Below are 25332 nucleotides of genomic sequence, written 5' to 3'. Positions count from 1 at the left end.
AAATGACAGAACAAGTCACCATTATCGGTGCCGGCATCGTCGGCATCTGCTGCGCCTTGTCGCTGCAAGAGCGTGGCATTCCGGTCCGGCTTGTCGATAGGGGCGAGCCGGGTCAGGAAACCTCGTTCGGGAATGCGGGTGTGGTGTCGCCCTGGTCGATTATCCCGCAGGCGATGCCGGGGATCTGGAAGAAGCTTCCCCAAATGCTTTTGGATCCGAAAAGCGCGCTTTCGGTGCGGCCCAATTTCTGGCCAAAGATGATCCCCTGGGGTTTACGTTTTTTGGGCAATTCCGGCGAAAAGACCGTTCGCGAAGTGTCGGATGCGATGGATCTTTTGTGTCGCCCGTCAATTGACCTGTACCGTCGGCACCTGCAAGGCACTGGCTGCGAAGATCTGATTACCGACAGCTACTATGTTCATGCGTTCCGTCGTCCCGAACAGGCTGATTTGGAAGGTCTCGACTATCTTATCCGTCAGGAAAAAGGTGGTGATCTTGAGCGTGTTGACGGGCACGAACTACTGCGTCTTGAACCTGCGCTGACGTCCGAATTCAAAGCGGCGGTGCTGATCAAAGGTCAGGCCCGTTTAACCTCGCCGGGGCGCGTTGGCGCGGTTCTGGCGGAAAAAGCCCGCACGCAGGGGGCAGAGATCGTAAAGACCGAGGTCACTGGACTGACCTTTGTCCAAGGTGGCGGATGGCATCTGTCCACACCGCAAGAAACGCTGCTCGCGCGCAACATTATTCTGGCGGCTGGCGTATGGTCTGCTGAATTTTTGAAACCGCTGGGTCTAACCGTTCCGCTTGTCGCTGAGCGGGGATACCATGTTCAGTTTCAGAACCCTGCTGCCAGCCTGAACAATTCGGTCATGGATGTGGATGCAAAGGTCGTTGCCAGCTCGATGGTCGATGGGCTTAGGGTTGCCGGAACGGCCGAGTTTGCAAAGGTCGACGCACCGGCCGATCCGCGCAAAGAAAAAATTCTGACAGAGCAAGCCAAGGCGATGGTGCCGGATCTTGATACCAGCCAGGCACAGTTCTGGATGGGTCGGCGGCCTTCATTCCCAGACAGCCTTCCTGCGATTGGGCAACTTGACGGGCAGGCCGGGCTTTTTACGGCGTTCGGGCATTCCCATTATGGCCTGATGATGGCCCCTAAAACCGGCGAACTGGTTGCCGATCTTGTGTCGGGACGCAAGCCCAACGTCGATCTGGCGCCATTTTCACCGACCCGGTTTTGAACCTGCGGCACACTCACCTTGAAAGGATTTGAATACCATGCCGATTTATGAAGGCGGTCAGAATATCTGTGGGGCCTCAATAGGCGTTCTTTGTCTTGAGAGCTATTTCCCCAAACCTCCGGGGCATATCAAGAATCCGTCCAGCCTGCCGTTTCCGGTCCTTTATGAAATGATCGACGGCGTTACTGTCCCGACCCTGCTGAACAACCCCACACCCGAGCTGCTTGACCCATTCATCAAAGGTGCGCAGAGGCTAGAAGCTGAAGGCGTACGAGCCATTACCGGCAGCTGTGGTTTTCTCGCCCTGTTTCAGAAGGAACTGGCAGCAGCAGTGTCTGTTCCTGTATTTGCGTCCAGCCTGATCCAGGTGCCTCTGGCCTTTCACATGACCGGAGCCAAGGCGCCGGTGGGCGTGGTGACCGCAGATGCATCGGCACTGACGGACCGGCATTTCGAAGGCGTCGGAGCGGCTGGTATTCCCGTGGTCGTACAAGGGTTGGAGCACACCAGTGAATTCGCCGAAGTGATCCTGCGCAACACAAGAACCCGTATGGACACCGATCTGATCGAGGCCGAATTGATGGATGCAGTGCGCAACCTGAAGCGGCAGTCGCCTGACATCCGGTCCATCGTTCTGGAATGCACCGATCTGCCGCCCTACGCCGCGCGGATTCAGCAAGAATTTCAGCTGCCAGTATTTGATCTGACGACATTGGCTCAGATGGCGCATTCCGTTGCCACGCGCAGCGCGTATTCCGGGATCATGCCCTGGACGTAAAAATCTGCAGGCCAGGCGCTTCGTGCCATATCGGAAAGGCATGGACCCCGGTCCGCAATTGCGGATATGCCAATCCTTGCAAGGGGTGACAATGACCAAGGGGGTGTGGAAGTGTCTGTCGAACTATCCATCCTGATGGTCGCCATCTGCTTAGGCGCAGTACTTCAGGTCGGGGTAGGGATCGGGTTCAGCATCATTGCAGGCCCGCCAATGATGATCATGTTGGGTACATCGACAGCCGTGCCCGTTTTATTGCTGTTGAACACCATTGTGTCCGTGGTCGCCACTGACCGGCGCATCCTTGCGATCGAACGAAAGACAACCCTCATCGGCATTGCCGGTTGCCTTGTCGGTGTGATCGCTGGCCTGGCAATCTACCCGTTTCTAAGCGACGTGTTCGTTCTGACCCTGACGGCCTGCTTGCTACTGATCGGGTTGATTACAACCCTTATCCCGTTTCACCGCGCCATTGGTACGGCGGGTTTCTCAGCCGTGTCAGGGTTATCCGGGCTTGCAACCGTTTGGGCAGCGACGCCCGGGCCCCTGATGGTGTTCGGTCTGATTGCGAAAGGTCATCAGGCCAAGGAAGTCGCGAAGCTGGTCCAACCCATTGCTCTGGTCGCCTATGGCACCGCGTTTTTGCTGCATAGTTTGTCTTCGGTGCAGACAAACCCGTTCGGGCCGCAGTTATGGGCGTTCGCTTCGGTTACTTTGGTCGGTAGCCTGATCGGCCGCGCCATCGGCCCGTACTTGCCGCAACCACTTATCACTGCTGCAATTCGGCTGGTTTCGCTGATTGCCTGCTGTGTTCTCTTTCAACGTGCCTATGCGATGGCTTATCTCTGAGGGGCAAATGATGACACGCACTGATATACTGGCCCAATTCCCACGCGCTAAGCTTATGTCCGGCCCAACGCCGCTGGAGCGCCTGAACAAAATGTCCAACGAACTGGGCATTGATCTGTGGCTGAAACGCGATGACCTGACGGGGCTTGGTTTTGGGGGAAACAAGACACGGCAGCTCGAATTCTATTTCGGTGACGCCATACAGCAAGGCGCTGATACTGTTCTGATCACAGGTGCGGTCCAATCCAACTATGTGCGTTCCGCCGCCGCAGCAGCTGCACGGTTGGGCATGCAGTCGGTCCTGCAACTGGAAGAGCGTGTGCCAGACATGGCCCCCGACTATTACACCTCGGGGAATGTTCTGTTGGCCAAAATACTCGGCGCGGAACACATGAGCTATCCTCTGGGTGAGGACGAAGCCGGCGCAGATGCAGCCCTGCATGCGCGCGCGGATGAGTTAAAGGCACAGGGGCGCAAGCCTTACGTCATTCATCTGGGGCTACATCACCCTCCGTTGGGTGCTTTGGGGTATGTCGCAGCGGGTCAGGAACTGTGCCAGCAGATGCGTGATTTTGATGCGGTTGTCGTGCCGTCGGGCAGTGGGGCGACACATGGTGGCTTGCTAACCGGCGTCGCGCTGTCAGAGGTGTCCGCGCCGGTCTTCGGTGTCTGCGTGCGTCGCGGCAAAACCCAACAGCATGCGCGCATGGAAACTGTCCTGCAAAAGCTAGCAGATTTGCTGGGCATCGAAGCGGACCCTCTGAAAGACAGAATTGAGGTTATGGACGAGGCCTTGCCCCCGGGCTACGGCAAGTTGAGCGCCATGACACAAGCCGCATTGCAAAAGATGGCCCGGACAGAAGGAATATTCCTTGATCCCGTTTATACCGCAAAGACCTTTGCGGGGTTGTTGCATTTGGTTGAAACAGGGAAAATCCAACAAGGACAGAAGGTTGTCATGCTGCATACCGGAGGATTGCCTGCGCTGTTTGGTTACCAAAGCGAGTTGTTGGGCAGCCTGCAGTAAGACGGCTTGCTGCTTATGGGGTGGCGTCTGCAAGCCAATCCATAATTTTCAAAGCAGCCGCATTGCGTTGCGCGCGCTCTGTCAGGCACACGAAGTACCCCCGTTCAGTATTTAGGCGCCGTGACGTCACCGGCGTCAATTGTCCAAGGTCAAAATGGTCCTGCAACAGTGTTTGCCATCCCAGGATCACACCATCCCCGTTCAAAGCAGCCTGCAGGTAGACCATGAAGCTAGTGAATTTCCGCTCGGACACTGGCGGGGGCGGTGTAAGGCCAGTATCTGCGAAGAACGTATTCCAGTCGTCGGTGTGATTGCCCATTGTAAGATGGAGAAGCGGGCTTTGCGCCAGGGCCGCCGGGGTGTCAAGGATGGTGTTCGCGACTTCAGGATGCGCCACTGCAACCATGGTTTCCTGAAAGATCAGGCGGTGCCTGACCCCCGGCAACCTGTCCGGTTGGTCAAACGCAATGATGATGTCGGCATCAGGCCCATATGCGTTGTTTTGGTCCCGGGAAATCAACTCGACCGAGATTTCGGGATGCGCGGTACGAAAGGCGGGCAGGCGCTTCATCAAGTAACAGCTGGCGAAGCCGATGGTGGTGTTGACGGTGACAACATCTTTGTCCGGACGGCGGCAAATCTGTTCTGCCGCGCTGCTAACCTGTAGAATGCTGCTGGCAACGGCGCGGAACAGAACTTCGCCTTCGCGTGTTAATGAGACGTTGGGGCGGGTCCGATTTAACAGTCTGACGCCAAGTTCCGTTTCAAGCGCGGCAACGCGGCGGCTGATCGCCGGTTGCTGAACATTCAGTTCTTGCGCGGCACGCGTAAAGCTGCGGTGTCGTGCAGCTGCCTCAAAAGCAGTAAGTAGTTTCCAATTTGGCGCGGCCATATCATTCCTCAATGGAATGTCGAGTATAAGGTTTTTCGATCTTCCCGGAAAAAACAAGCAGAATTAGCATTCTTGAAGAATAACAGCATTCCAAGAATGAGGTGCGTCATGAAAGTGCAGATAGCAGTTCATAGTGATCCGCAATCACGGATGCAGGCCGAAGCATTGGATCCGCCGTGCCAGACGCCGGATGAAGGTTTTTCTGAATGAAAACCACGGGTGTCATCCTGTTAAACAAAGGTGTGCCATGACCCGACCCGCCCTTTGTCGGTTGGCCCGCTTTGTGGTCGACGATCCGCTTATGCCCGACCCGGATACCCTGGCCGTGCTGCGCGATGGGGTGATCGATACGCTGGGCTGCATTCTGGCAGGTGTAAGAACCGAAGTGGCCTGCAAAACACGCGCAGCGGTGCAAGCTATGTCAGTGGAAGGCAGAACTGAGGTGTTGGGTGCCAAAATGACAACCTCGCGCCCGCATGCCGCGTTTCTGAATGCAGTTGCGGGACACGCGCTGGACTTTGACGATTGGGAACTGCCCGGCAACACGCACCCGACCGTTGTTTTATTTCCCGCGATGCTTGCCGTCATGGGGTCCAGGGCAACGGGTCGTGATCTGGCGCAAGCCTATCTGGCGGGGTTCGAAGTCATCGCACGTCTGGGTGAGGCGTTGAATTTCGAACATTACGACGCTGGCTGGCATTCTACCGCGACTTTTGGGGCTCCGGCCGCTGCTGCAGCTTGCGCGCGATTGATGGGGCTGGACGCATCGGAAACGACCCATGCGATGTCTCTCTCAATCAGTGCGATTGGTGGATATACCTGTCAGTTCGGCTCTAATGCCAAGCCGGTTCAGGCGGGGTTCGCTGCACGAGCAGGGGTCGAGGCCGCCTGTTTGGCTCGCGCCGGTGTCACCGGTCAAGCACATGTGCTGGATCATGAGCGGGGGCAGGCGGTTTTGATGGGCGGGCTTGTGCCTGATCGGTTGCAGGCGGCGCTGGGCAAACTGGGAACGGGATACGCTCTGGCCGAATACGGGCTGGTTCTGAAACCCTGGCCAAGCTGCGGGTATACCCATCGGATCATGACCTGCGCACGTCGCGTTTATGGCCGGATTGATCCGACGAAGATCACCGCGATTGACCTTTATGTGCCCGATTTTCACGCCGCCGTGCTGCCATTCGTGCAACCCAGGTCCATCCCAGAGGCTCTGTTCAGCCTGCCATTTGTAGCGGCCATGGGGTTGGTAAATGGTAATTTGACGCATGCCGATCTCACGCAGCAGGCGTGGAAGAAGCCGATGATTGAACGCCTGATTGGCAAGTCTCGCGTGCATGCTTTTGCGCCCAATCAGTCCGGTCAAAACTATTCGGCCAAGGACCCAGACCGGCTTGTGGTGACGTTCCAAGATGGGCAGATCATCGAGGAAAGCTGCAGCTTTCCCACAGGTGCGCCGCAGTCGCCGATGTCACAATCACAGCTTTGGGAGAAGTTTGCGGCCAATACCGGGCCAGTGCCCGAAAGCTGGGTCGAAAAGTTGCGGATCTGGCCCGAGCTACCTGCCGTGTCCTCGTTGTTCTGCCGTCAGGGAGAATACGCATGAGCCGCGTAAGATCAGGACGGGCCGCCCGCAAAGCTCAGCGAAAGGGTGGGGCGGGAACTGGCCCAACCACCGCGATCTGGCCGGGCATCGAAGGTGGGCGATATCGCCCAATCTCAACTGAGGGGATTGCGGCCATCCACAAAACCACACTTCGCATTCTGGCCGAGATTGGCATGGCCAACGCGACGCCCCGCTGTGTCGACACCGTCGTTGCTGCCGGGGGATTGGTTTCGGATGCTGGTCGGCTTTTGTTTCCGTCCAAGTTGGTGGAGCAAGTGTTAACAACGGTTGGCCGGGGTTTCACGTTGTACGGTCAACGGCCGGAATACGACCTTGATCCAAGCGGTACGCGCATCCACCTTGGTACCTCGGGCGCGGCGGTCCATATCGTCGACAGCGCGACAGGTGAGGTGCGCGACAGCACGCTGAAGGACCTGCACGACATGGCGCGGTTGGCCGAAGCGCTGCCCAACATTCACATGTTTCAGCGCACCGTGGTCGCCCGGGATATTCCTGACACGCATGCAATGGAGATGAGCACGGCCTTCGCCTGCGCAGCGGGTACCGCCAAGCCAATCGGAACGTCCTTCAGTTCTGCCGAAACAATGCGTGCGGCGATTGAGATGTTCCATATGATTGCGGGCGGCGAAGCGGCTTGGCGGGCAAGGCCGTTCTGCTGTGTTTCCACGTGTTTTATCGTGCCGCCCCTGACTTTTGCTGCCGAAGCACTGGGAATAATCGAATGCGCAGCCGAGACCGGGACACCGTTAAAACTGGTGTCGGCAGGGCAGGCGGGTGCGACAAGCCCCGCGCCTTTGGCGGGCGCCGTTGCTCAGCAAACAGCCGAAGTTCTGGCCGGGTTGGTCTATCTGAACCTGCTGAATCCCGGGCACCCGGCGTTATTTGGTGCCTTGCCCTTTGTCAGCGACCTACGCACCGGCGCGATGTCCGGTGGCAGTGCCGAGCAGGGCGTGCTGATGGCGGCCTGTGCGCAGATGGCGCAATATTATGGCATTCCCTGTGCGGTGAGCGCGGGGATGACGGACAGCAAGCTGCCAGACTTTCAGGCAGGGTATGAAAAGGGCATCACCGAATTGCTCAGCGCGTTGGCGGGGGCCAATCTGATTTACGAAGCCGCTGGCATGTACGGCTCGCTTCTGGCGGCGAGCAAGGAAAGTTTTGTCCTGGATAACGACCTGATTGGATCGGTGATGCGTGCGACACGCGGGTTTGAGATCACCGAGGATGCGCTCGCCTTCGATGTGATCCGCGACATGTGCCTGAACGGTCCGGGGCATTTTCTGGGCGCGAGTCAAACCCTGGGCCGCATGCAAAGCGACTATTACTATCCCGCACTTGCGGATCGGACGACACCACAGGCGTGGTCCGATGCAGGATCACCCAGTCTGATCGATACTGCACGCGTCCGGACCGACGCGATTCTTGCCGGCGATCCAACGCCCGTGTTCGGCGTAAAAACAGCAACCGACATCGCGCAGCGGTTTCCCGAGATTGGCAGATATTTTCCATGAGAATGGGCGACGAAATCGAACCTTGGGTTTCACGGCGAGAGTTGTCGCAAAGTCCGATCCAGCACCGCCCGTACCTGCGCCCCGATTTGTGGTGCTTCCGAGGCACGGGGGCCGGCGATGTTCAGAACCGACACCGGGTTTGCCTGCAGCCACTCACTGACATGCGCGGCACTGGTCGCTATTCCTTTTCTGACATCGACGGTCAGATGTAACTTTCCAGTTTCTTCAGCGAAAACAATAGTTTGCTGCGTTCCGGGGCTGATTGAGCCATCCACAAAGATCAAGGTAGCATCGCTCGATAAGACATTGCAGCGGGTGCGTTCCACAACGTCTTCGGAGTGCGTTTCGGTCAGACCGTCGAATTGGGCCGGAATCCTTCCATCCTCGTTCATGCGCCCTTTGGGGACCCAGCCACCGTATGCAAAACCGTTTTGGCGTGCGAACTCCAAAGCAGCCATATCTACGCCAGTCTGTCCACCTGAGACAATTTTCATGACTCACGCCCCTATTTGTTGTGGTCTAGATTAGTCAGGTTGCCGGTGTACCGCAAACCGGCGAAATTCAAAGGGCTGGAGGTATTCACCCCTTGCGCGAAACGGATTTTGAGCGGTTCATGGGATCGTCAAACTGTCACCTGAAGGTCGGTTTGTCGCCTTGGACGCAAATGCCGTACGGTCAGAGTGGTCCGAATTTGTCCTGCAGTTCCTGTACGGCTCTCAGGTAGTGCAAGAGGAACTGGGGGCTTACCGGGCAGTTCCCCCAACAGAACCAGAGAAGTGCCCGCATTCAAAAAGGCTAACAAGGCATGGCGACACAATCTGACAGCAAGGCGGTCTTTCTGACGGGCAGCCTGATGGGGCACGTGACCCGGATGTCCTTGACCACCAGTATTGGTCTTATGGCAATTTTCGCCGTTGATTTCGTCGACATGATTTTCATCTCGATGTTGGGAAACGATGCGCTGGCCGCAGCTGTTGGCTATGCCGGGACGCTTTTGTTCTTCACCAACTCGGTCAATGTTGGCCTTTCGATTGCGGCAGGGGCCCTGGTCGCTCGGGAACTTGGCGCCGGGCGGCACGAACAAGCCCGCCAATTCGGCACCAGTGTGGCTGTTCTGGGTGCCGTCGTCGGGTTGATCGTGTCTGTAATCGTCCTGTTCAATCTGACGTTCTTTCTGTCGCTTCTGGGCGCAGAAGGCGAGGTGCTGCGGTTGGCTGCCCGCTATACCTCGATCATTTTGCCAACCATGTGGGTGATGGCTGTGGCGATGACCGGTATGGCGGTTCTGCGCGCTTACGGAGATGCCCGGCGTTCGATGTTGGCCACGATTTATGGTGGTGTGGCAAACGCCGTGCTAGACCCGATCCTAATTTTTGCTGTCGGGCTGGGGCTGGATGGGGCGGCCATCGCATCGGTGATTGCGCGTATTTGCATGTTGATCGCGACGGTCAGACCGGCGGTGCGGGTACACCGCGGGTTTGGTCGGCCCTCTTTGCAGCAGCTTGGGGCGGATATTCGTCCGGTCAGCGCAATTGCCGTACCTGCCGTTCTGACCAATATCGCCACCCCCATCGGCAATGCCATCGTCATTCGTGAGATTGCACAGTTCGGAACGGATGCGGTGGCTGGCATGGCCGTGATCGGGCGGCTATTGCCCGTGGCATTTTCGGTCATTTTTGCCCTGTCCGGGGCCATTGGACCTATTGTCGGGCAGAATTTCGGGGCGGGGCAGTTTGACCGCGTAAAGCAGAGTTTTCTGGCCGGGGTCAAATTCACCGCTGTTTATGTCTGCCTGATGGCCGTCACCCTATTCTTATTGCGCGCGCCGATTGCCGATCTGTTTCAGGCGCAGGGGGAAACGCGCACACTGATCTACCTGTTTTGCGGGCCGCTGGCCTTGGCGTCGTTCTTTAACGGTGTGATCTTTGTTGCGAATGCCAGTTTCAACAATCTGGGTCACCCTGTGTATTCGACTTGGGTGAATTGGGGGCGGCATACTTTGGGCACATGGCCCTTTGCTGTGGCCGGTGCCTATATCGCAGGGGCACCGGGGGTCCTGCTGGGGCAGGCTTTGGGTGGCGTGATCTTTGCGGGGGTCTGCTGGGTTCTGGTCCGCCGGGTCGTATCAAAACTGGCTACGCCGCAACCGATGGACCCGTTTGCCGGGCAGACCCGATTGCAGGCGCTGTTTGGGCGGCGAGGTTGGTAGATCAATCAGTTGCCCTGATTGCGCGCCTCTAGCCGTTCCAGGTTGACAACAGTCGACAGCATCAGCCGGTCGTGGCTCCAATCCTCGGTCTGTTGGATCGAAGCGGCACCGAGGCCCAGCACCAGTGCAAACAAGATGGTCAGGCCTAGGAACATGAACGGCATAGATGAGTTAACCGAAGGCGCATCGGCCAGGGCGATTACGCGTTGCCGCAGAACCCGCTTAGCTTTGCCTCCCGTAACCAGAGCAACATTCAGCACACGCGGGCTGCCGCGCACAACTGTTCGGGCGCAATAGTCCAAAAGACAGCTGGTGTAGTCCTGCGTGTCGATGCCTTTGCGGGCAACGACCGATTGATCACAGGCCAACTCACGCAGGCGGTCGAACTGGTATTTCAAGACCAGATAGGCGGGGTTCCAGAACAGAAGGGGGCGCAGCAGTTCGAACCCCAGCTCCCACTCTACATCACCGGCGCGGATGTGTTGCAGCTCATGCGCAAGGGCAAAGCGCATTTCGTGCGGGGAATCCAGCAGATGGCTGGGCAGCACTACATGGCGTCGACGCAGGCCGCGTACAGCAAAGGGAACGGCGATGCGGTCGGACAGGCGAATGTCCACCTTGGCAGAGCGTCGCCACAGAAAGCTGGTGTTCACTGTCTCGCGGATCGACAGCCCGTCGCGGATGACGCGCAGGGTATAAATCAACGCTGCCAGCGCCAGCAGCGCAAGGATCACCAAAACAACGGGGTGATCCCCGCTGAACAACACATCGACCCAACGCTGGCGTGTGTTCAGCAAGGCTTCGAACTGGGTGGCTGGCATGGCAATGTCACCACGCAGATAGGCCGCCACGGCGATGTCACCGATGGCTACAGTGCCTTTTGCCGGGGTGTGAGTGGCCAGCACGGACACACCCAGTGCCAGAACGGGGCTGAGGACGACGCACAGGCAAAGCGCCTTGAGCGCGCGCAGTTGCGCCACAAATCCGTGGCTGAAGGATGTTCTGGACAGAATGCCTCGGGCTGCCAGCCACACAAGCGTGGCTAACCCAAGGACCAGATTCAATTCCAGATACGCGTCGAGAACCGGTTTAACCGCTGTCATTTTGCAGTCTCCTCTCTACCAGTGCTCGAATTTCCTCCAGATCGGCTTCGCTGAGCCCTGCGTCGTCAACCAAACGCGCGACCAGTGTGGCGGGCGTGTCGTCGAACAGGGTCCGCGACAGGTTTTGCAGCGACCGCGCCTGATATCTGTCCTTCTCCAGCAGCGGCGTATAGATCAGCGTCTTTCCATCCTTGCGGCTTTCGACAAATCCTTTTTCATCGAGAATACGCAGGATGGTGGCGCCAGATGTATAAGCCAGATTGCGTTCGGCTGGCAGGCGATCAAGCACGTCACGAACCGAGCCCTGACCCAGCGCCCAGAGCTCGTTCATGAACTCAAGTTCTACTTCGGTCAGCAGGTTTGTTGTTTTTTTCTTTCGCATCGGTCTTTCGTGTCGCATTTTTTAGTATGCCTGACAGACAAGCATCCTTTCGCTGTTTCGCAAAGCTTAAACTTTCCAGAAGACGAAGATGCCCCAGCCGACGGACAGAAAAAGTGGTGTCCAGACCGGCTGACCCACCAGACCAAGCCAGGCCAGAAAGATATAGGCTGATCCCAGCAGGGTGATGAACAGCCGGTCGCCCAGCGTGGTAGTCAGGCCTAAAACACCTCGTCGTTCGATGCCGTCGCGGTACTTGAAACCTTCGAGAACGCCGATCAGGGCAATGGCCGAAAAGATGCCTACGAATACGGCCAATGTGGCCGGGGTCCAGGCCATCCAGAAATCGGGCCACAGGGGTGCGGTCCAGGAAAAGCCTTTTTCCTCTTGCTGGCCGACATTGCCCCATCCGGCCTGAGCCTGTGCAAAAGCCGTCGAGGGCAGGAAGGGAAGGATGAGTAGCAATTTTCGCATTTCGAACCTCATACACGACCCATCGCGAAACCACGCGCGATGTAGTTGCGGACAAACCAGATGACGATGGCGCCGGGGATAATGGTGAGCGTTCCGGCGGCGGCCAGCAGGCCCAACTCATACCCCGCGCTGGACGCGGTGCGGGTCATCACGGCTGCGATAGGTTTGGCCTCGACCGCGGTCAGGGTTTTGGCCAGCAGCATCTCAACCCATGAGAACATGAAGCAAAAGAACGCCGCGACGCCCACGCCCGCTTTGATGTTGGGCAGGAAGATGGTCACGAAGAAACGCGGGAAGGAATAACCATCGACATAAGCCGTCTCATCCAGTTCCTTCGGGATGCCACGCATGAAGCCTTCCAAAATCCACACCGCAAGCGGTACGTTGAACAGCGTATGCGCCAACGCCACGGCCAGATACGTGTCGAACAGGTGGATCGACGAATAAAGCTGGAAAAACGGCAGGGCGAAGACCGCCGCTGGGGCCATACGGTTGGTCAGCAGCCAGAAGAACAGCTGTTTGTCACCCAGAAACCGATAGCGCGAGAACGCATAGGCGGCAGGCAAAGCCACGCAGACAGAAAGCACCGTGTTCAGAGTCACATAGGTGATCGAGTTGATGTAGCCCCAATACCATGTTGGGTCAGTGAAGATGGTGATGTAATTTTCCAACGTAAAGGTCTGGGGAAACAGGGAAAAGCCCGACAGGATTTCATTCGTGGTCTTGAAGGACATCGCCACCAGCCAATAGATCGGTAGCATCAGGAATGCGATATAGAGGATCGGGATGATGGAACGCTTTTTCATTCTGCGTCATCCTTTGTCATCAGAGTGTAGAATAGCCACGACACAAGCAGCGTGATGGCGAAATAGATCAGGCTCATCGCGGCCGCAGGACCAAGGTCAAATTGCCCCAGCGCGATCTTCACAAGGTCGATCGAAAGCAAGGTGGTCGAGTTGCCGGGGCCGCCGCCGGTCAGAACGAATGGCTCGGTGTAGATGTTGAAACTATCCATGAACCGCAACAAGACTGCGATGGTCAGAACCGTTTTCATCTTGGGCAACTGGATATAGCGGAACACCGACCACGGGGTGGCACCGTCGATCTTGGCCGCTTGGTAGTACGCATCAGGGATCGACACGAGCCCCGCATAGCACAGCAAGACCACCAGCGAGGTCCAGTGCCAGACATCCATGACGACGACAGTGATCCAAGCCGAGATTGGCTGTTGGGTCATGTCATAATTGATGCCCAAAACGTCATTCAGAAAGTAACCCAACAGGCCGATCTGGGGCAGGGTGAAGATATTCCACATCGAGCCGACCACATTCCACGGGATCAGCATCGGTAGCGCCATAAGCACCAGACAAACCGGCACCCAGAACCCTTTGCGTGGCATCGACAGGGCCACGATGATACCCAGCGGGACCTCGATGATCAGGATCAGGAAGGTGAACAGAAACTGCCGCCCCAGTGCGGCCTGGAATCGGTCAGATCGCAAGATTTGTTCAAACCAACCAAGACCTTCCCAGAAGAACTGGTTGTTGCCGAATGTTTCCTGCACCGAGTAGTTGACCACGGTCATCATCGGCACCAGCGCGTTGAACGCGACCAGCGCCAGAACGGGTAAGACAAAGAACCATGCCTTTTGGTTTTCGGTTCTCATTGCACCCGCTCCTCGGTTGCGATCCAGCCGTCACGATAGACGCGGGATTGTTCAGGTTTGAATTGCAGAAAGACTTGTGATCCGGGCTCGGGTACACTGTGTTCGGTCACAGCCTTAAGGGCCGTGTTCCCGACCATCGCACTGACAACAAAGTGGCGGCCGATATCGGCCACTTTGGTCACATGCGCCGGGATGCCGGTGTCCCCAAAGCCCACATACTCAGGGCGGATTCCCAGGTGTGTACGGCCTCCGTCACCAAGGGTGGGACCTTCCAGCATCACCTCGTGGCCTTCGAACACGGCGCGGTCGCCTTTGGCCTCGCAGGGCAGGACATTCATACCGGGTGAACCTATAAAGTGTCCGACAAATGTGTGCTGGGGGCGTTCAAACAGTTCGACTGGAGTGCCGATCTGAACCACTTCGCCTTCCTGCATTACGACGACTTCGTCCGCGAAAGTCAGCGCCTCGGTCTGGTCGTGGGTCACATAGATCATCGTGGCCTGCACGCGCTGGTGCAGTTCTTTCAGCTTTGACCGAAGTTTCCATTTCAGATGCGGGTCGATCACCGTCAGCGGTTCGTCAAACATCACCGCGTTTACATCATCGCGCACAAGACCGCGCCCCATCGAGATTTTCTGTTTGTTGTCAGGGCTCAGGCCCGATGCGCGGGTGTTGAGCATATCCGTGACGTCCAGCATTTCGGCAATCTCATCCACGCGACGTTTGATTGTCGCTGGGTCCACGCCGCGGTTTTTCAGCGGGAAGGCAAGATTTTCACCCACCGTCATCGTGTCGTAGATCACCGGGAACTGGAACACCTGCGCAATGTTGCGTTGATCGGGGGGCAGGGTGGTGACGTCGCGGTCATCGAACAGAATCTGCCCCTCGGACGGCGTCAACAGACCCGAGATGATGTTCAGCAGAGTGGACTTGCCGCAGCCCGACGGGCCGAGCAGCGCGTAGGCCCCACCATCGCGCCAGGTCACATCGATTTCCTTCAGCGCGTAATCTTCCTGGCCTTTTGGCGTTGGCATATAGCTGTGTCGTAGGTTTGAAAGTTTGATCTGTGCCATGTCAGGCCACCCTTTTGCCGTCTTGGCCGAAATACCGGCAATGCGCCGGGTTCATGTAAAAGCTGTGATCCTCACCGACCTGATAGGGATGCACACCGGCAGCCAGCGAGACCCACGCTTCATCCCCATGTTGGAAATGCGCGCTGGAATCGGAGCCGGACAGTTCAGTGACGATCACACGACCGGTCAGTTCCACATCTGCGTCCGAGGTGCGGACCGGGGTTACTCGGTGCGGACGCACAGCAACCATGTATTCTCCATCAGCCATATCCGTAACGGTCCAGCCGCCCCCGCCCGCCAGTTGCGCCTGAGCGCCAGTGACCGAGACTTGAGCCACATTGATTGGCGGGTCCGAGAACACCCGCGCAGCGGCGATGTTTTCGGGATTGCGATAGATATCAGCGGTTGGGCCGAACTGAGTAACGTGGCCGTCTTCCATCAGAGCGGTGTACCCACCTAACAGCAAGGCCTCTTCTGGTTCCGAGGTGGCATAAACCACGACGGCACCTCGACCTGCAAACAGGTCTGGTAATTGTTCGCGCAGCTCTTCGCGCAATTTGTAGTCAAGGTTCGCCAACGGTTCATCCAGGAACACGGCGCGGCTTTCTTTCGCGATGGCACGGGCCAGCGCGGTACGTTGTTGTTGCCCGCCCGACAGCTCATGCGGGCGACGGTTAAGCATCGGGCGCAATTGCAGCAGATCGGCGGCCTCTTCCACGCGGCCCTCGATCTCGGATTGCGCCATACCAGCCACGCGCAGGGGCGAGGCGATATTGTCGAAAACACTCATATGCGGGTAGTTCACGAAGAACTGGTGTACCAAGCTGATCTGACGCTTTTGCGTGTTCAGCCGTGTCACATCCTGCCCATCCATCAGAACCTTGCCCGAGGCGATCGGGTCCAGCCCGGCCATCATCTTGATCAGAGAGGTCTTGCCCGAGCCCGTCGCGCCCAACAGCACGTTGAAATGGCCCGTTTGCAGCGTCAGGTTGGTGGGTTTGATATGGATGACGTTGCCAACCCGTTTGGTGGCATCTTGTAATTCGATCATGTCCGTGAGTTCCGGTCCTTCAGTGCATCGCACTGGTCTTTGGGGTGGGGATGCCTGAACCGGCACCCCCGGGGTTTCAATGGTCTATTGAGCCTGCCAGCGCTGAACCAGTTCGTCATAGTTGACGGTCTGGCCTTGCGGTTTTTCGTTCTCAAGCTTGGCCTTTGGCGAACCCTCTTTTTCCAGCCAGAAGGCAGGATCCTGCGGGTCGTTCAGGCGTGGACCACAACCACCGTAGACACCGGCGCTTTCGTCCGCGGCCTGCATACGGGCCATGGTGATGTCCATCTCTTCAGCCAGACGGTCCATCGCCTCTTGCGGGGTAAACGCACCCGAGTTCACGTCACCGATCTGCTGCCACCAGATCTGGGCCAGCTTCGGATAGTCCGGCACGTTGATGCCGGTGGGCGACCATGCCACACGGTCAGGCGAGCGATAGAACTCGACCAGACCACCCAGCTTGGGTGCGCGCTCGGTGAAGGACTCATGATTGACCGAGCTGTCGCGGATGAAGGTCAGACCCACGTGGGACTTCTTCACATCGACAGTCTTGGAGGTCACGAACTGAGCATAGAGCCAAGCCGCCTGAGCACGATCCGCAGGGGTCGATTTCAGGAAGGTCCAAGACCCCACGTCCTGATAACCAACCTTCTGGCCTTCTTCCCAGTAGGGGCCGTGCGGGCTGGGTGCCATCCGCCACAGCGGCGTGCCCTCGTCATCCACGGTGTTGTTACCTTCGGATTTCGGCTTCACCATGTCGGCAGTAAAGGCGGTGTACCAGAAGATCTGCTGGGCGACGTTGCCTTGGCTAAGCGCTGGTAGCGACTGGTAGAAGTCATAGGACGCCGCACCCGGAGGCGCATAGGCCCGCAGCCACTCATCCCATTTGCGGATCGCATAGACCGCAGCGGGACCGTTTGCAGCGCCGCCGCGGGACACGGATGCACCAACAGGGTTACAGGTGCCCGCTTCCATGCGGATGCCCCACTCATCAACCGGAATGCCGTTCGGCTCGCCAACGTCGCCGGCACCGGCCATTGACAGCCACGCATCGGTCATACGCCAACCAAGGTCAGGTGCGCGCTTGCCGTAGTCCATGTGGCCATAGATCGCCACTCCGTCGACTTCCTTCACGTCATTGGTGAAAAATTCGGCAATGTCTTCGTAAGCCGACCAGTTGACCGGAACACCCAGGTCATAGCCGTACTTTTCTTTGAACGCGGCTTTGTTGGCTTCGTCGTCGAACCAGTCCTTGCGGAACCAGTAAAGGTTCGCGAACTGCTGGTCAGGCAGCTGGTACAGCTTGCCGTCCGGACCGGTGGTGAACTGAATGCCCATGAAGTCATCCAGATCCAGCGTCGGCGAAGTTGTCGCCGCCCAATCGCCAGCCATCATGTCGGTCAGCGGATAGGCCAGTTGCAGGCGCGAGTGGGTGCCGATCAGGTCACTGTCGTTGACATAGCCGTCATACAGATTCCGGCCGGTCTGCAGCTGGGTTTGAACCGCCTGAACCACTTCGCCTTCACCGAGGATCTGGTGGTTGACCTTGATGCCAGTGATTTCCTCGAACGCCTTGGTCAGGACCTCGGATTCGTAAGAATGTGTCGGGATGCCTTCGGACAGGACGTTGATTTCCATGCCAGCGTAAGGCTGTGCAGCTTCGATGAACCACTGCATTTCCGACATCTGTTCGTCTTTCGACAAGGTCGATGGCTGGAATTCGTCGTCGATCCAACGTTGTGCTGCGGCTTCGTCGGCCCAAACGGGACCGTGCCCCGCAATGACGGCAGCCGCCGCCACTGCGGAAAGTAGATGTCTCCGCATCTGTCTCCTCCCAAAAAATTATGGTTGTCCGGTGCTAACCGGATGACCGACAGCATCAGCGATTTTCTGCGCACCTGTCAAACTAAATTTTTAGTAAATGATAATTCAGCCGGTTTCGAAGGGTTGATTTATCCTCGGTTGCCAATTTCTGAATTCGTTGTAAGCTGTCCTTACAATTACAAAAAATGCCACTGACCACCGTGGCGAATTTACTGAAAATCTCTTTGACGCATGGGGGTAAGTGATGTCCCGAAGCCTGTTGAAGTACACGCGTGTTCTGGAAATTGTCGGTGACACGATCAAGGTTCGGGTGCCGATTGATGGCGCGCGCGACCCAGCCGTTCGCTTCAACGATCTGGCGGTGATCGAGACGGTGGATGGCCGCAAAACTCTGGCTCAGGCGATCTTAATTGATCGGGACGTGGTGACGTTGCAGGTGTTCTCGGGCACCAAGGGCATATCCACCGAGGCGACGGCGACCTTTCTTGGCCACCCAATGCAGACGCCCTATTCGGCCAACATTTTGGGGCGCGTGTTCGACGGGGCGGGGGTGGCGATCGACGGCGGACCCGACCTGACTGCCGAGCCGCGCATCGACATCGGTGGTCCGACCGTAAACCCGGCCGAGCGTGCGGTTCCCAACAAGATGATCCGCACGGATGTGCCGATGATCGACGTGTTCAACACGCTTGTCGAAAGCCAGAAAATCCCGATTTTCTCGGTTTCAGGTGAGCCGTTCAACGCCTTTCTCAGCCGAATCGGTATTCAGGCGGATGCCGATATCGTGGTGTTCGGCGGGCTGGGATTGATCTTTGATGACTATTACACGTTCCGCACCTCCTTTGAGGATGCGGGCGTGTTCTCGCGCACCGTGATGTTCGTCAATCAGGCGATGGACCCTCTGGTCGAACGCTTATTGGTGCCGGATATGGCGTTGGCCGTGGCCGAGAAATTCGCGGTGGAAGAGGGCAAGCGCGTGCTGGTTCTGATGACTGACATGACCGCTTTCGCCGATGCGATGAAAGAAGTGGGGATCAGTCAGGAACGCGTTCCATCGCAGCGCGGATATATGGGTGACCTCTATTCGCAGTTGGCGCGCCGGTACGAAAAGGCGTGTGATTTCGCCAAGGGCGGGTCGGTCACCGTGTTGACCGTGACGACAATGCCAGGCAATGACGTGACCCATCCGGTGCCGGACAACACGGGCTATATCACCGAAGGCCAGATTTACCTGCATTCGGGTGTGATCGACCCGTTCGGCAGCCTGTCGCGCCTCAAGCAGAATGTAGTTGGTAAGACAACCCGCGAAGACCACGGGCAGATTATGAACACGATGATCCGGTTTTATTCGGAAAGCCGGGACGCCGCGCAGAAGCAGGCGATGGCCTTTGACCTGTCGGATTACGATCACCAACTGCTGAAGTTTGGCGCGCTGTTCCGTAAGCGTTTCATGGATATCAACGTCTCGATCCCGCTGGAGGATGCGCTTGATCTGGGCTGGAAAACCCTGGCTGAGTGTTTTGCCCCAGAACAATTGCTGATGAAGCAATCTCTGGTCGACAAATATTTCCCAAAGGATGCCGATGGCGCGGTTGCAGCTGAATAAATCGTCGCTCGCCCGCGAGCAGACGCAGCTGAAAAGCTATGAGCGGTTCCTGCCGTCACTGGACCTCAAGCGCCAGCAATTGATGGCGGAACGTGTGAAAGCCCGTGAGGAGGTGAGGCGGCTGGAGGACGAGGTGCAAGAGCTGGCCCAGCAGGTGGGGGCAAAGCTGCCAATGCTGGCACAGCAAAGCATCGATCTGGACGGGCTGGTGGAACTGAAAGACTACAGGGTCAAAGAGGTCAACGTGGTGGGCGTCAAGATGCCTGATCTGGACCGGATCGAGGTTGCTGTGCGCCCTTATTCGCTGTTGGCAAAACCCCATTGGGTGGATGCCGCGGCGCAGTTGCTGCATGATATGATCGAGGCGCGCCTGCGGGTCAAAGTGGCCGAAGAGCGGGTCAGGATTTTCGACAAGGCCGTTGCCACGATCACGCAGCGGGTGAACCTGTTCGAAAAGGTTCTGATCCCGCGCGCCAAGGCCAATATCAAGAAGATCCGCATCTACCTGAGTGATGAGCAGATGCAGGCCGTCGTCCGCTCGAAAATCTCCAAGCGTAAACATGCGCAAGAGGCGGCGTCATGAGTATCGCCCGCCTCAAAAAGCTCTCGTTGGTAGGACGAGCAGCGCAGAAAACCGAAACGCTTGAGGCTTTGCAGGAACTGGGGTGCATGCATGTATTGCCACTGGCCCCGCCACCATCTGAGCCGGAAAAGATCAGCGCGCGCGGTGCAAGAGATGCCTATAAGGCGTTGCGATTCCTGACAGATGTACCTGAGCCACGCCGCCAAATTCAGCGCGACACGGACTTTAATATGGATCAGTTCGTCAAGGATGTGCGCGACCTGATGCAACGCAGCCGCGACATGACAGACAGGCGGGATTTTCTGGCCGATCGCATTGCGAAGGTGCGGCCGTGGGGCGATCTGGATTTTCCGCCCGATGACGTTCTGGCGGGCAACCGGCTATGGTTCTACCAACTGCCGTTAAAGCGTCGAGATGCTTTGAATGACCTGACGCTGCCCTGGGCGATTCTGGAGCATGATCATCGGTTTATCTATGCGGTCCTGATCTCGTCGGATGAGCCCGCCGACGACATTCTGCCAGTACCGCGCACCCATACGGGGTCACTGCCCATTCATGAGCTTGAGGCCCAGTTGGAAGAGGCGGAAATTGCCATCGAAGCGCTTGAGGCCGAACGGGTCGCCCAGACCCGCTACTTGACGCTGATGCGGCGTAACCTCTCGGTGGCTGAGAGCGCGGCAGAGCTTGCCCATGCGACGCAGAAAGTGCGCGACGAAGAGGCGATGTTTGCCCTTCAGGGCTGGGTGCCAGAAGATCGCGTTGATGCCGTGTTGGACATGGCGAAGGGTAAGGACGCCGCGATTCTGATCGAGGACCCAGGCCCCGAAGACTCGCCACCCACTCTGTTGGAGCAGCCGGAAAAACGTAACGCTGCCGTAGATTTGGCGCTGTTTTATCAAGTTCCAGGTTACAAAGATTGGGACCCAAGCGTCATCGTCGCCGTGTCCTTCGCGTTCTTCTTTGCCATGATTGTAGCTGATGCAGGGTACGGCGCGACCATACTGCTGGGCTTGCTGCTGTTTTGGAAACGAATGGACGGAACTGCCGGGCAGAAATCATGGCGTCGGTACGGATTGATCATTTCGGGCGCGACGATTGTATATGGCGTTCTGGTGGGCAGTTATTTCGGTGTGTCACCGCCGGAAGGGTCGATCCTCGCCAAGGTGAAACTGCTCGATCTGAACAATTTTGGTGCCATGATGATGGTCTCGATTGTTGTGGGAGTTCTGCATCTGGTGCTGGCCAATGCACTGGCCGCCCACGCTGCCTGGGGACAGCGCAATGCGATTGCCAATCTGGGGTGGATCGCTGCACTGATTGGCGGATTTGTTTTGTGGCTCAGCTATGTGAAGGGAAACTCTGCAACACCCGGTGCGGTGATCCTTAGCGCGGGCGTTCTGGCGATCCTTTGGTTTTCCAGCGATCGCCAGATCAACAAGCCAATCGATTGGTTATGGCGTCTGATTGGCGGCATCCAAGCCCTGGCCGGAGCGATGGGGGCGTTTGGTGACGTACTCAGTTATATGCGCCTGTTCGCGCTGGGCTTGGCCTCGGCCTCGCTGGCGATCACATTCAACGATCTGGCGGTGTCAGTGATGCACGCGCTGAAGGGACCCGGGATCCTGTTCGCTCTGCTGATCCTGATCGTCGGTCACGCCCTGAACTTCGCCCTCGCGATGATGAGCGGCGTCGTCCACGGGCTGCGTCTCAATTACATCGAATTCTTTAAATGGGGTTTGCCGGATGAAGGCATCGTCTTTCGCCCGTTTGCCCGCAAGGAGGTTCAGGAATGAATGAGCTTGTTCTTACATTGGGTTGGCTGGGGATTTACGCACCGATGGCACTGGGGGCGGCGGCAAGCGCCATTGGCTGCTCCATTGCTGGTATGGCCAGCATCGGCGCCATGACCGAGACCGAGGGGGGCTATGGCCGGTTCGTCGGCGTTTCGGCCTTTCCTTCGACCATGGTTATCTATGGCATCGTCATCATGTTCACCCTGAACCGTGAGGTGACGCCTGAAAATGCGGGTGGGTTGTTTGGGATCGGCATCTTGTCGGGCATCGCCTTGATGTATTGCGGTATCTGGCAGGGCCGGGCCTGTGCCGCAGCGATCAATGCAACTAAGGAAAAGCCGGAAATCTTCGGGCTGTCGCTGGCACCTGCTGCAATTATCGAAGGCTTTGGCGTCTTTGCCTTCGTCTTTGCCTTGGTCATTAGCGCGGGGATAAGCTGATGGCGCAGGATGGCATGATTTCTCACGGTGTTGACGCGCTGATCGACAAGCTGCGCAATGATGGGGTGGCCGCTGGCCAGGCGGATGCAGAGAAACTGCGCGCCGATGCCAAGGCCGAAGCGGTGAAGATACTGGCCGACGCCAAAAGCGAGGCGGACGCGTATCAAAAGAAAGCCCGCACGGATTCTGACAACTACCGCGCAGCGGGCGAAGAGGCGCTGAACACTGCCATGCGGGATGCGGTGCTGACCATGAAAGCCGGGCTGACGGACCGCTTTCGCGAAGATGTCGAACGTCTGGTCACCAAGGAAATGGCTGATCCAGACCTGCTGAAGCAGATGATACTCGAAGTTGTGGGCCGTGCGGCAGAAGGCGCCAATCTGGACGGAAAGGTAGAAGTCATTTTGCCCGCCAAGATCGCTACGCAAGAGGATATCAAACAGAATGCCGACGATATCCAATCTGGCAAGCTCACCAAATACGTATTGGGCCTGACCGCTGAAATGCTGCGCGAGCAGGTCGAACTGCACGCCTCGGATGATGCCGAGGGTGGCATACGGGTGCGGGCGGACGATCAAGGCGTGGCTTTGGATCTGACGGATAAAGCGGTGGCCTCGTTGCTGATGGAGCATCTACAGCCGCGTTTCCGGGCCGTTCTGGAGGGGGTGATCCGTTAGGATGCCAAACCCTGACGCCTATATCGCGCTGATCAGCAGCTTACCGGGGTCGGAGCGGTTGTTTGTCGCCAAACAGCCGCCCTTGTCGCGGTTGCGGCTGGATCGACGTTTAACGGCGCTGACACCCGAGGATGCGCGCGTTTTGAAGGTGTTGGAGCATGCTTTGAACTGGGGCGACTACGACATCGGGGTAACCGACGCGCAGGCCATTGGGCGCTGCAACGAGGCGTTGCACGATATCTCGCAGCCCACCTTGCGCAAGATGCTTATTGAGCGGATGGACTTGCGTACTGTAGTGGCCGCGCTGCGCCTGCGCAAACAGGGGGTCAGCCCACCTGCCGGATCGTTCGGTATGGGGCGTTGGGTCCGACATATCCCTGCCAATTGGAATGATCCGAGCTTTCGATTGGAAGGTCCGATGCCTTGGATCAAGGAGGCCCAGCAACTATTGGACGCTGCAGATCCTTTGGGCTTGGAGCGGCTGCTCTTGTCGGTCAGCCACAAGCAGCTGAAACGCCACGCTGCCCGCCATTATTTCGATTTCGAAGCAGTGGTGATCTACGTGCTGATCTGGAACATTTTCGACCGCTGGGCGCAAAGCAATGCGCAGGAGGCGGCCAAAAGATTTGAGCATCTGGCCCAGCAGGCCATGGCTAATGTCGCCGATATCGATTTTGACGGAGCAAACGCATGACCGCCCCAACCTCTGCCAAACAGACCGCCACCGCCCGTGTCGTCTCGGTGCAAGAGGGGTTGGTGCAGATACGGGCCAACCATGACGCCTCGGGGCAACCTGGGCAGTTGGTCAAGAACGAAGTGGTCTTTATTCTGCCAACACGCCCCGGGCCAGGTGGGCGGCAGGAACGCCTGAAGGCCGAGGTGCTGCGGGTGCGTGGTGATACGGCGGATGTGCAGGTCTATGAAAGCACCGACGGGGTTGCCGTGGGCGACCTGGTCGAACAATCTGGCCAATTGCTGTCGGTCGAGCTGGGGCCGGGTTTGTTGGGGCAGGTGTTCGACGGGTTGCAATCGCCTTTGCCCAAAGTAGCGGCTGATTTTGGCACCTTCCTGCCCCGCGGGGCGGATGTGGCACCGCTGGACGATCAGGCAAAATGGTCGTTCAGCCCTTCGATCAAGGTCGGGGATACGGTGACGGCCGGTGACAGCATCGGAACGGTCCCCGAGGGACATTTCACCCACAAGATCATGCTGCCGTTTAACTGGATGGGTGATTACAAGGTCATCTGGGTACAAAAAGGCGCGGCCACGATCCACGACATAGTGGCCCGTCTGGAAGATGAGCAAGGCGGCGAACACACGCTGACCTTATGCCAGAAATGGCCAGTGCGGCGGCCTTTATCGGAAAGCATTCTGAAACGCGCGCTGTCCGAGCGGTTGTATCCGACCGAACCGGTCCTGACCTCTCAGCGCCTGATCGACACGTTCTTTCCCATCGCACGCGGGGGGACGGCCTGTATTCCTGGGCCGTTTGGGGCGGGCAAAACCGTTCTGCAAAACCTGATCGCGCGCAATGCCAAGGTGGATATCGTCCTTGTCGTAGCCTGTGGCGAACGTGCGGGTGAAGTGGTTGAGACGATCCATGAGTTTCCCAAGATGACCGACCCAACCACGGGTGGCAGTCTGATGGATCGTACGATCATCATCTGCAACACGTCGTCCATGCCGGTTGCCGCGCGCGAGGCCTCGATCTTCACCGGTATTACGCTGGGCGAATACTATCGACAGATGGGCTATGACGTGTTGCTGATTGCCGACAGTACCAGCCGCTGGGCGCAAGCGATGCGCGAAACATCCGGAAAACTTGAAGAAATCCCGGGCGAAGAGGGTTTTCCTGCCTATCTGGAAAGCTCGATCAAGGGACTGTATGAGCGTGCCGGAGCAATGAAAACCAATGACGGCGATTTGGGCAGCCTTACCTTGATCGGAACCGTCTCCCCCGCCGGCGGCAACTTTGACGAGCCGGTCACGCAATCGACCCTGTCCACAGTGAAATGTTTCCTCGGCCTGTCTTCGGAACGCGCCTACAAGCGGTTTTATCCTGCGGTCGATCCGATGCTCAGTTGGTCGCGCTATACGGATCAATTGTCCGACTGGTACGACAAAAACGCCGAACCGGGTTGGACCGGCAAGGTCCGCGATTTGCTGGCCTTGATCGAAAAAGGCGAACAGGTCGATCAGATGATGCAGGTGACGGGGGAAGAGGGCGTCACGATCCAAGATTTCGTAACCCAGCAAAAAGCGCTGTTTGTGGATATGGTTTATCTGCAGCAGGATGCGTTTGACAAAGTGGACGCGACGGTGCCGCTGGAACGTCAGAAAATGACCTTCAAGCTGGTCTACGACGTGACCCAATCAACTGCGGAGTTCGCTGACAAGGCCGAGGTTCGGCAGGTGTTTACGCAGGTCACAGGATTGATGAAGAACTTTCACTATGCGGCGGAAAACACACCGGAATTCAAGTCGACCTGGGGGCAGATACAAAATCTGTGCCGCGAGAAGTTTGGTGTCTAAATAGGG

At 57.6% G+C, this 25332-nt stretch carries 24 protein-coding genes; 14 read left to right on the top strand and 10 right to left on the bottom strand.

Translation table 11 applies throughout. From position 1 onward, the window contains the following. Positions 1-2: 2 nt before the first annotated feature. The 4 genes from ACR0LY_RS05950 (at position 3) to ACR0LY_RS05935 (ending at position 3892) form a co-directional block, all read left to right on the top strand. Positions 3-1241, top strand: coding sequence for an NAD(P)/FAD-dependent oxidoreductase (locus ACR0LY_RS05950; protein WP_170348218.1), 1239 nt, complete (start codon positions 3-5; stop codon positions 1239-1241). 37 nt (positions 1242-1278) lie between these two features. After that, complete coding sequence (locus ACR0LY_RS05945; RefSeq protein WP_170348219.1) at positions 1279-2019, top strand: aspartate/glutamate racemase family protein; 741 nt, start codon at positions 1279-1281, stop codon at positions 2017-2019. A gap of 66 nt (positions 2020-2085) precedes the next feature. After that, positions 2086-2865 (top strand): TSUP family transporter, encoded by a 780-nt coding sequence (locus ACR0LY_RS05940; protein ID WP_480640632.1) that lies wholly within the window; start codon positions 2086-2088, stop codon positions 2863-2865. 10 nt (positions 2866-2875) lie between these two features. After that, positions 2876-3892: a D-cysteine desulfhydrase family protein gene (locus ACR0LY_RS05935; RefSeq protein WP_170349370.1), complete on the top strand. Its 1017-nt coding sequence runs from the start codon at positions 2876-2878 to the stop codon at positions 3890-3892. A 13-nt stretch (positions 3893-3905) separates the two neighbouring features. On the opposite strand, the gene ACR0LY_RS05930 is transcribed toward ACR0LY_RS05935, so the two are convergent. Further along, positions 3906-4784: a LysR substrate-binding domain-containing protein gene (locus ACR0LY_RS05930; RefSeq protein ID WP_170348221.1), complete on the bottom strand. Its 879-nt coding sequence runs from the start codon at positions 4782-4784 to the stop codon at positions 3906-3908. A 247-nt stretch (positions 4785-5031) separates the two neighbouring features. Here ACR0LY_RS05930 and ACR0LY_RS05925 point away from each other — a divergent pair, with 247 nt between their 5' ends. Both ACR0LY_RS05925 and ACR0LY_RS05920 read left to right on the top strand, forming a co-directional pair. Next, the gene (locus tag ACR0LY_RS05925; RefSeq protein WP_170348222.1) at positions 5032-6384 is read left to right on the top strand and encodes an MmgE/PrpD family protein; all 1353 of its coding nucleotides are present in this window, start codon (positions 5032-5034) and stop codon (positions 6382-6384) included. After that, a complete protein-coding gene (locus tag ACR0LY_RS05920; RefSeq protein ID WP_170348223.1) occupies positions 6381-7916 on the top strand; it encodes a trimethylamine methyltransferase family protein in 1536 nt (511 codons plus the stop codon). The genes ACR0LY_RS05925 and ACR0LY_RS05920 overlap by 4 nt, the downstream gene beginning before the upstream one ends. A gap of 29 nt (positions 7917-7945) precedes the next feature. Here the strand turns inward: ACR0LY_RS05920 and ACR0LY_RS05915 are convergent, their stop codons facing one another. Beyond that, positions 7946-8410 carry a putative molybdenum carrier protein gene (locus ACR0LY_RS05915; protein ID WP_170348224.1) on the bottom strand — a complete coding sequence of 155 codons (465 nt, stop codon included), beginning with the start codon at positions 8408-8410 and terminating at the stop codon, positions 7946-7948. 311 nt (positions 8411-8721) lie between these two features. On the opposite strand from ACR0LY_RS05915, the gene ACR0LY_RS05910 reads away from it, so the two are divergent. Continuing rightward, positions 8722-10125: an MATE family efflux transporter gene (locus ACR0LY_RS05910; protein ID WP_254437314.1), complete on the top strand. Its 1404-nt coding sequence runs from the start codon at positions 8722-8724 to the stop codon at positions 10123-10125. A gap of 5 nt (positions 10126-10130) precedes the next feature. Here ACR0LY_RS05910 and ACR0LY_RS05905 read toward each other — a convergent pair whose 3' ends face one another. From ACR0LY_RS05905 to ACR0LY_RS05870, 8 genes are all read right to left on the bottom strand, one after another. Further along, positions 10131-11228, bottom strand: a complete 1098-nt coding sequence (locus ACR0LY_RS05905; protein ID WP_170348225.1) for a M56 family metallopeptidase — start codon at positions 11226-11228, stop codon at positions 10131-10133. Beyond that, the gene (locus ACR0LY_RS05900; RefSeq protein WP_170348226.1) at positions 11215-11610 is read right to left on the bottom strand and encodes a BlaI/MecI/CopY family transcriptional regulator; all 396 of its coding nucleotides are present in this window, start codon (positions 11608-11610) and stop codon (positions 11215-11217) included. The genes ACR0LY_RS05905 and ACR0LY_RS05900 overlap by 14 nt, the downstream gene beginning before the upstream one ends. A gap of 66 nt (positions 11611-11676) precedes the next feature. Then, entirely contained in the window at positions 11677-12081 is a 405-nt protein-coding gene (locus ACR0LY_RS05895) for a DUF2160 domain-containing protein (RefSeq protein WP_170348227.1), read from the bottom strand. 8 nt (positions 12082-12089) lie between these two features. Then, a complete protein-coding gene (locus tag ACR0LY_RS05890) occupies positions 12090-12887 on the bottom strand; it encodes a carbohydrate ABC transporter permease (protein ID WP_155139158.1) in 798 nt (265 codons plus the stop codon). After that, the gene (locus ACR0LY_RS05885; RefSeq protein WP_170348228.1) at positions 12884-13747 is read right to left on the bottom strand and encodes a carbohydrate ABC transporter permease; all 864 of its coding nucleotides are present in this window, start codon (positions 13745-13747) and stop codon (positions 12884-12886) included. The genes ACR0LY_RS05890 and ACR0LY_RS05885 overlap by 4 nt, the downstream gene beginning before the upstream one ends. Beyond that, positions 13744-14820, bottom strand: coding sequence for an ABC transporter ATP-binding protein (locus ACR0LY_RS05880; RefSeq protein WP_170348229.1), 1077 nt, complete (start codon positions 14818-14820; stop codon positions 13744-13746). The genes ACR0LY_RS05885 and ACR0LY_RS05880 overlap by 4 nt, the downstream gene beginning before the upstream one ends. Before the next feature lies 1 nt (position 14821). Further along, positions 14822-15871: an ABC transporter ATP-binding protein gene (locus ACR0LY_RS05875; protein ID WP_170348230.1), complete on the bottom strand. Its 1050-nt coding sequence runs from the start codon at positions 15869-15871 to the stop codon at positions 14822-14824. An 84-nt stretch (positions 15872-15955) separates the two neighbouring features. Continuing rightward, on the bottom strand, positions 15956-17695 hold the full coding sequence (locus ACR0LY_RS05870; protein ID WP_170348231.1) for an ABC transporter substrate-binding protein: 1740 nt from the start codon (positions 17693-17695) through the stop codon (positions 15956-15958). A gap of 244 nt (positions 17696-17939) precedes the next feature. On the opposite strand from ACR0LY_RS05870, the gene ACR0LY_RS05865 reads away from it, so the two are divergent. Genes ACR0LY_RS05865 through ACR0LY_RS05835 form a run of 7 tightly spaced genes read left to right on the top strand, consistent with a single transcriptional unit; the run spans position 17940 to position 25326 of the window. Beyond that, positions 17940-19301, top strand: a complete 1362-nt coding sequence (locus ACR0LY_RS05865; protein ID WP_170348232.1) for a V-type ATP synthase subunit B — start codon at positions 17940-17942, stop codon at positions 19299-19301. Then, complete coding sequence (locus ACR0LY_RS05860; protein WP_170348233.1) at positions 19279-19884, top strand: V-type ATP synthase subunit D; 606 nt, start codon at positions 19279-19281, stop codon at positions 19882-19884. Before ACR0LY_RS05865 ends, ACR0LY_RS05860 begins: the two co-directional genes overlap by 23 nt. Further along, positions 19881-21677, top strand: a complete 1797-nt coding sequence (locus ACR0LY_RS05855; RefSeq protein ID WP_170348234.1) for a V-type ATP synthase subunit I — start codon at positions 19881-19883, stop codon at positions 21675-21677. Before ACR0LY_RS05860 ends, ACR0LY_RS05855 begins: the two co-directional genes overlap by 4 nt. Continuing rightward, entirely contained in the window at positions 21674-22117 is a 444-nt protein-coding gene (locus ACR0LY_RS05850; protein ID WP_170348235.1) for an ATP synthase subunit C, read from the top strand. Before ACR0LY_RS05855 ends, ACR0LY_RS05850 begins: the two co-directional genes overlap by 4 nt. Next, positions 22117-22794, top strand: coding sequence for a hypothetical protein (locus tag ACR0LY_RS05845; RefSeq protein ID WP_170348236.1), 678 nt, complete (start codon positions 22117-22119; stop codon positions 22792-22794). Before ACR0LY_RS05850 ends, ACR0LY_RS05845 begins: the two co-directional genes overlap by 1 nt. Before the next feature lies 1 nt (position 22795). Beyond that, positions 22796-23488: a hypothetical protein gene (locus ACR0LY_RS05840; protein ID WP_170348237.1), complete on the top strand. Its 693-nt coding sequence runs from the start codon at positions 22796-22798 to the stop codon at positions 23486-23488. Next, a complete protein-coding gene (locus tag ACR0LY_RS05835; RefSeq protein WP_170348238.1) occupies positions 23485-25326 on the top strand; it encodes a V-type ATP synthase subunit A in 1842 nt (613 codons plus the stop codon). Before ACR0LY_RS05840 ends, ACR0LY_RS05835 begins: the two co-directional genes overlap by 4 nt. The last annotated feature ends 6 nt before the right edge of the window (positions 25327-25332 follow it).

The organism is Ruegeria sp. BC5 (assembly GCF_056539205.1).
The sequence above is the reverse complement of the archived record's forward strand: the minus strand, read 5'-3'. Positions and strand labels throughout refer to the sequence as shown.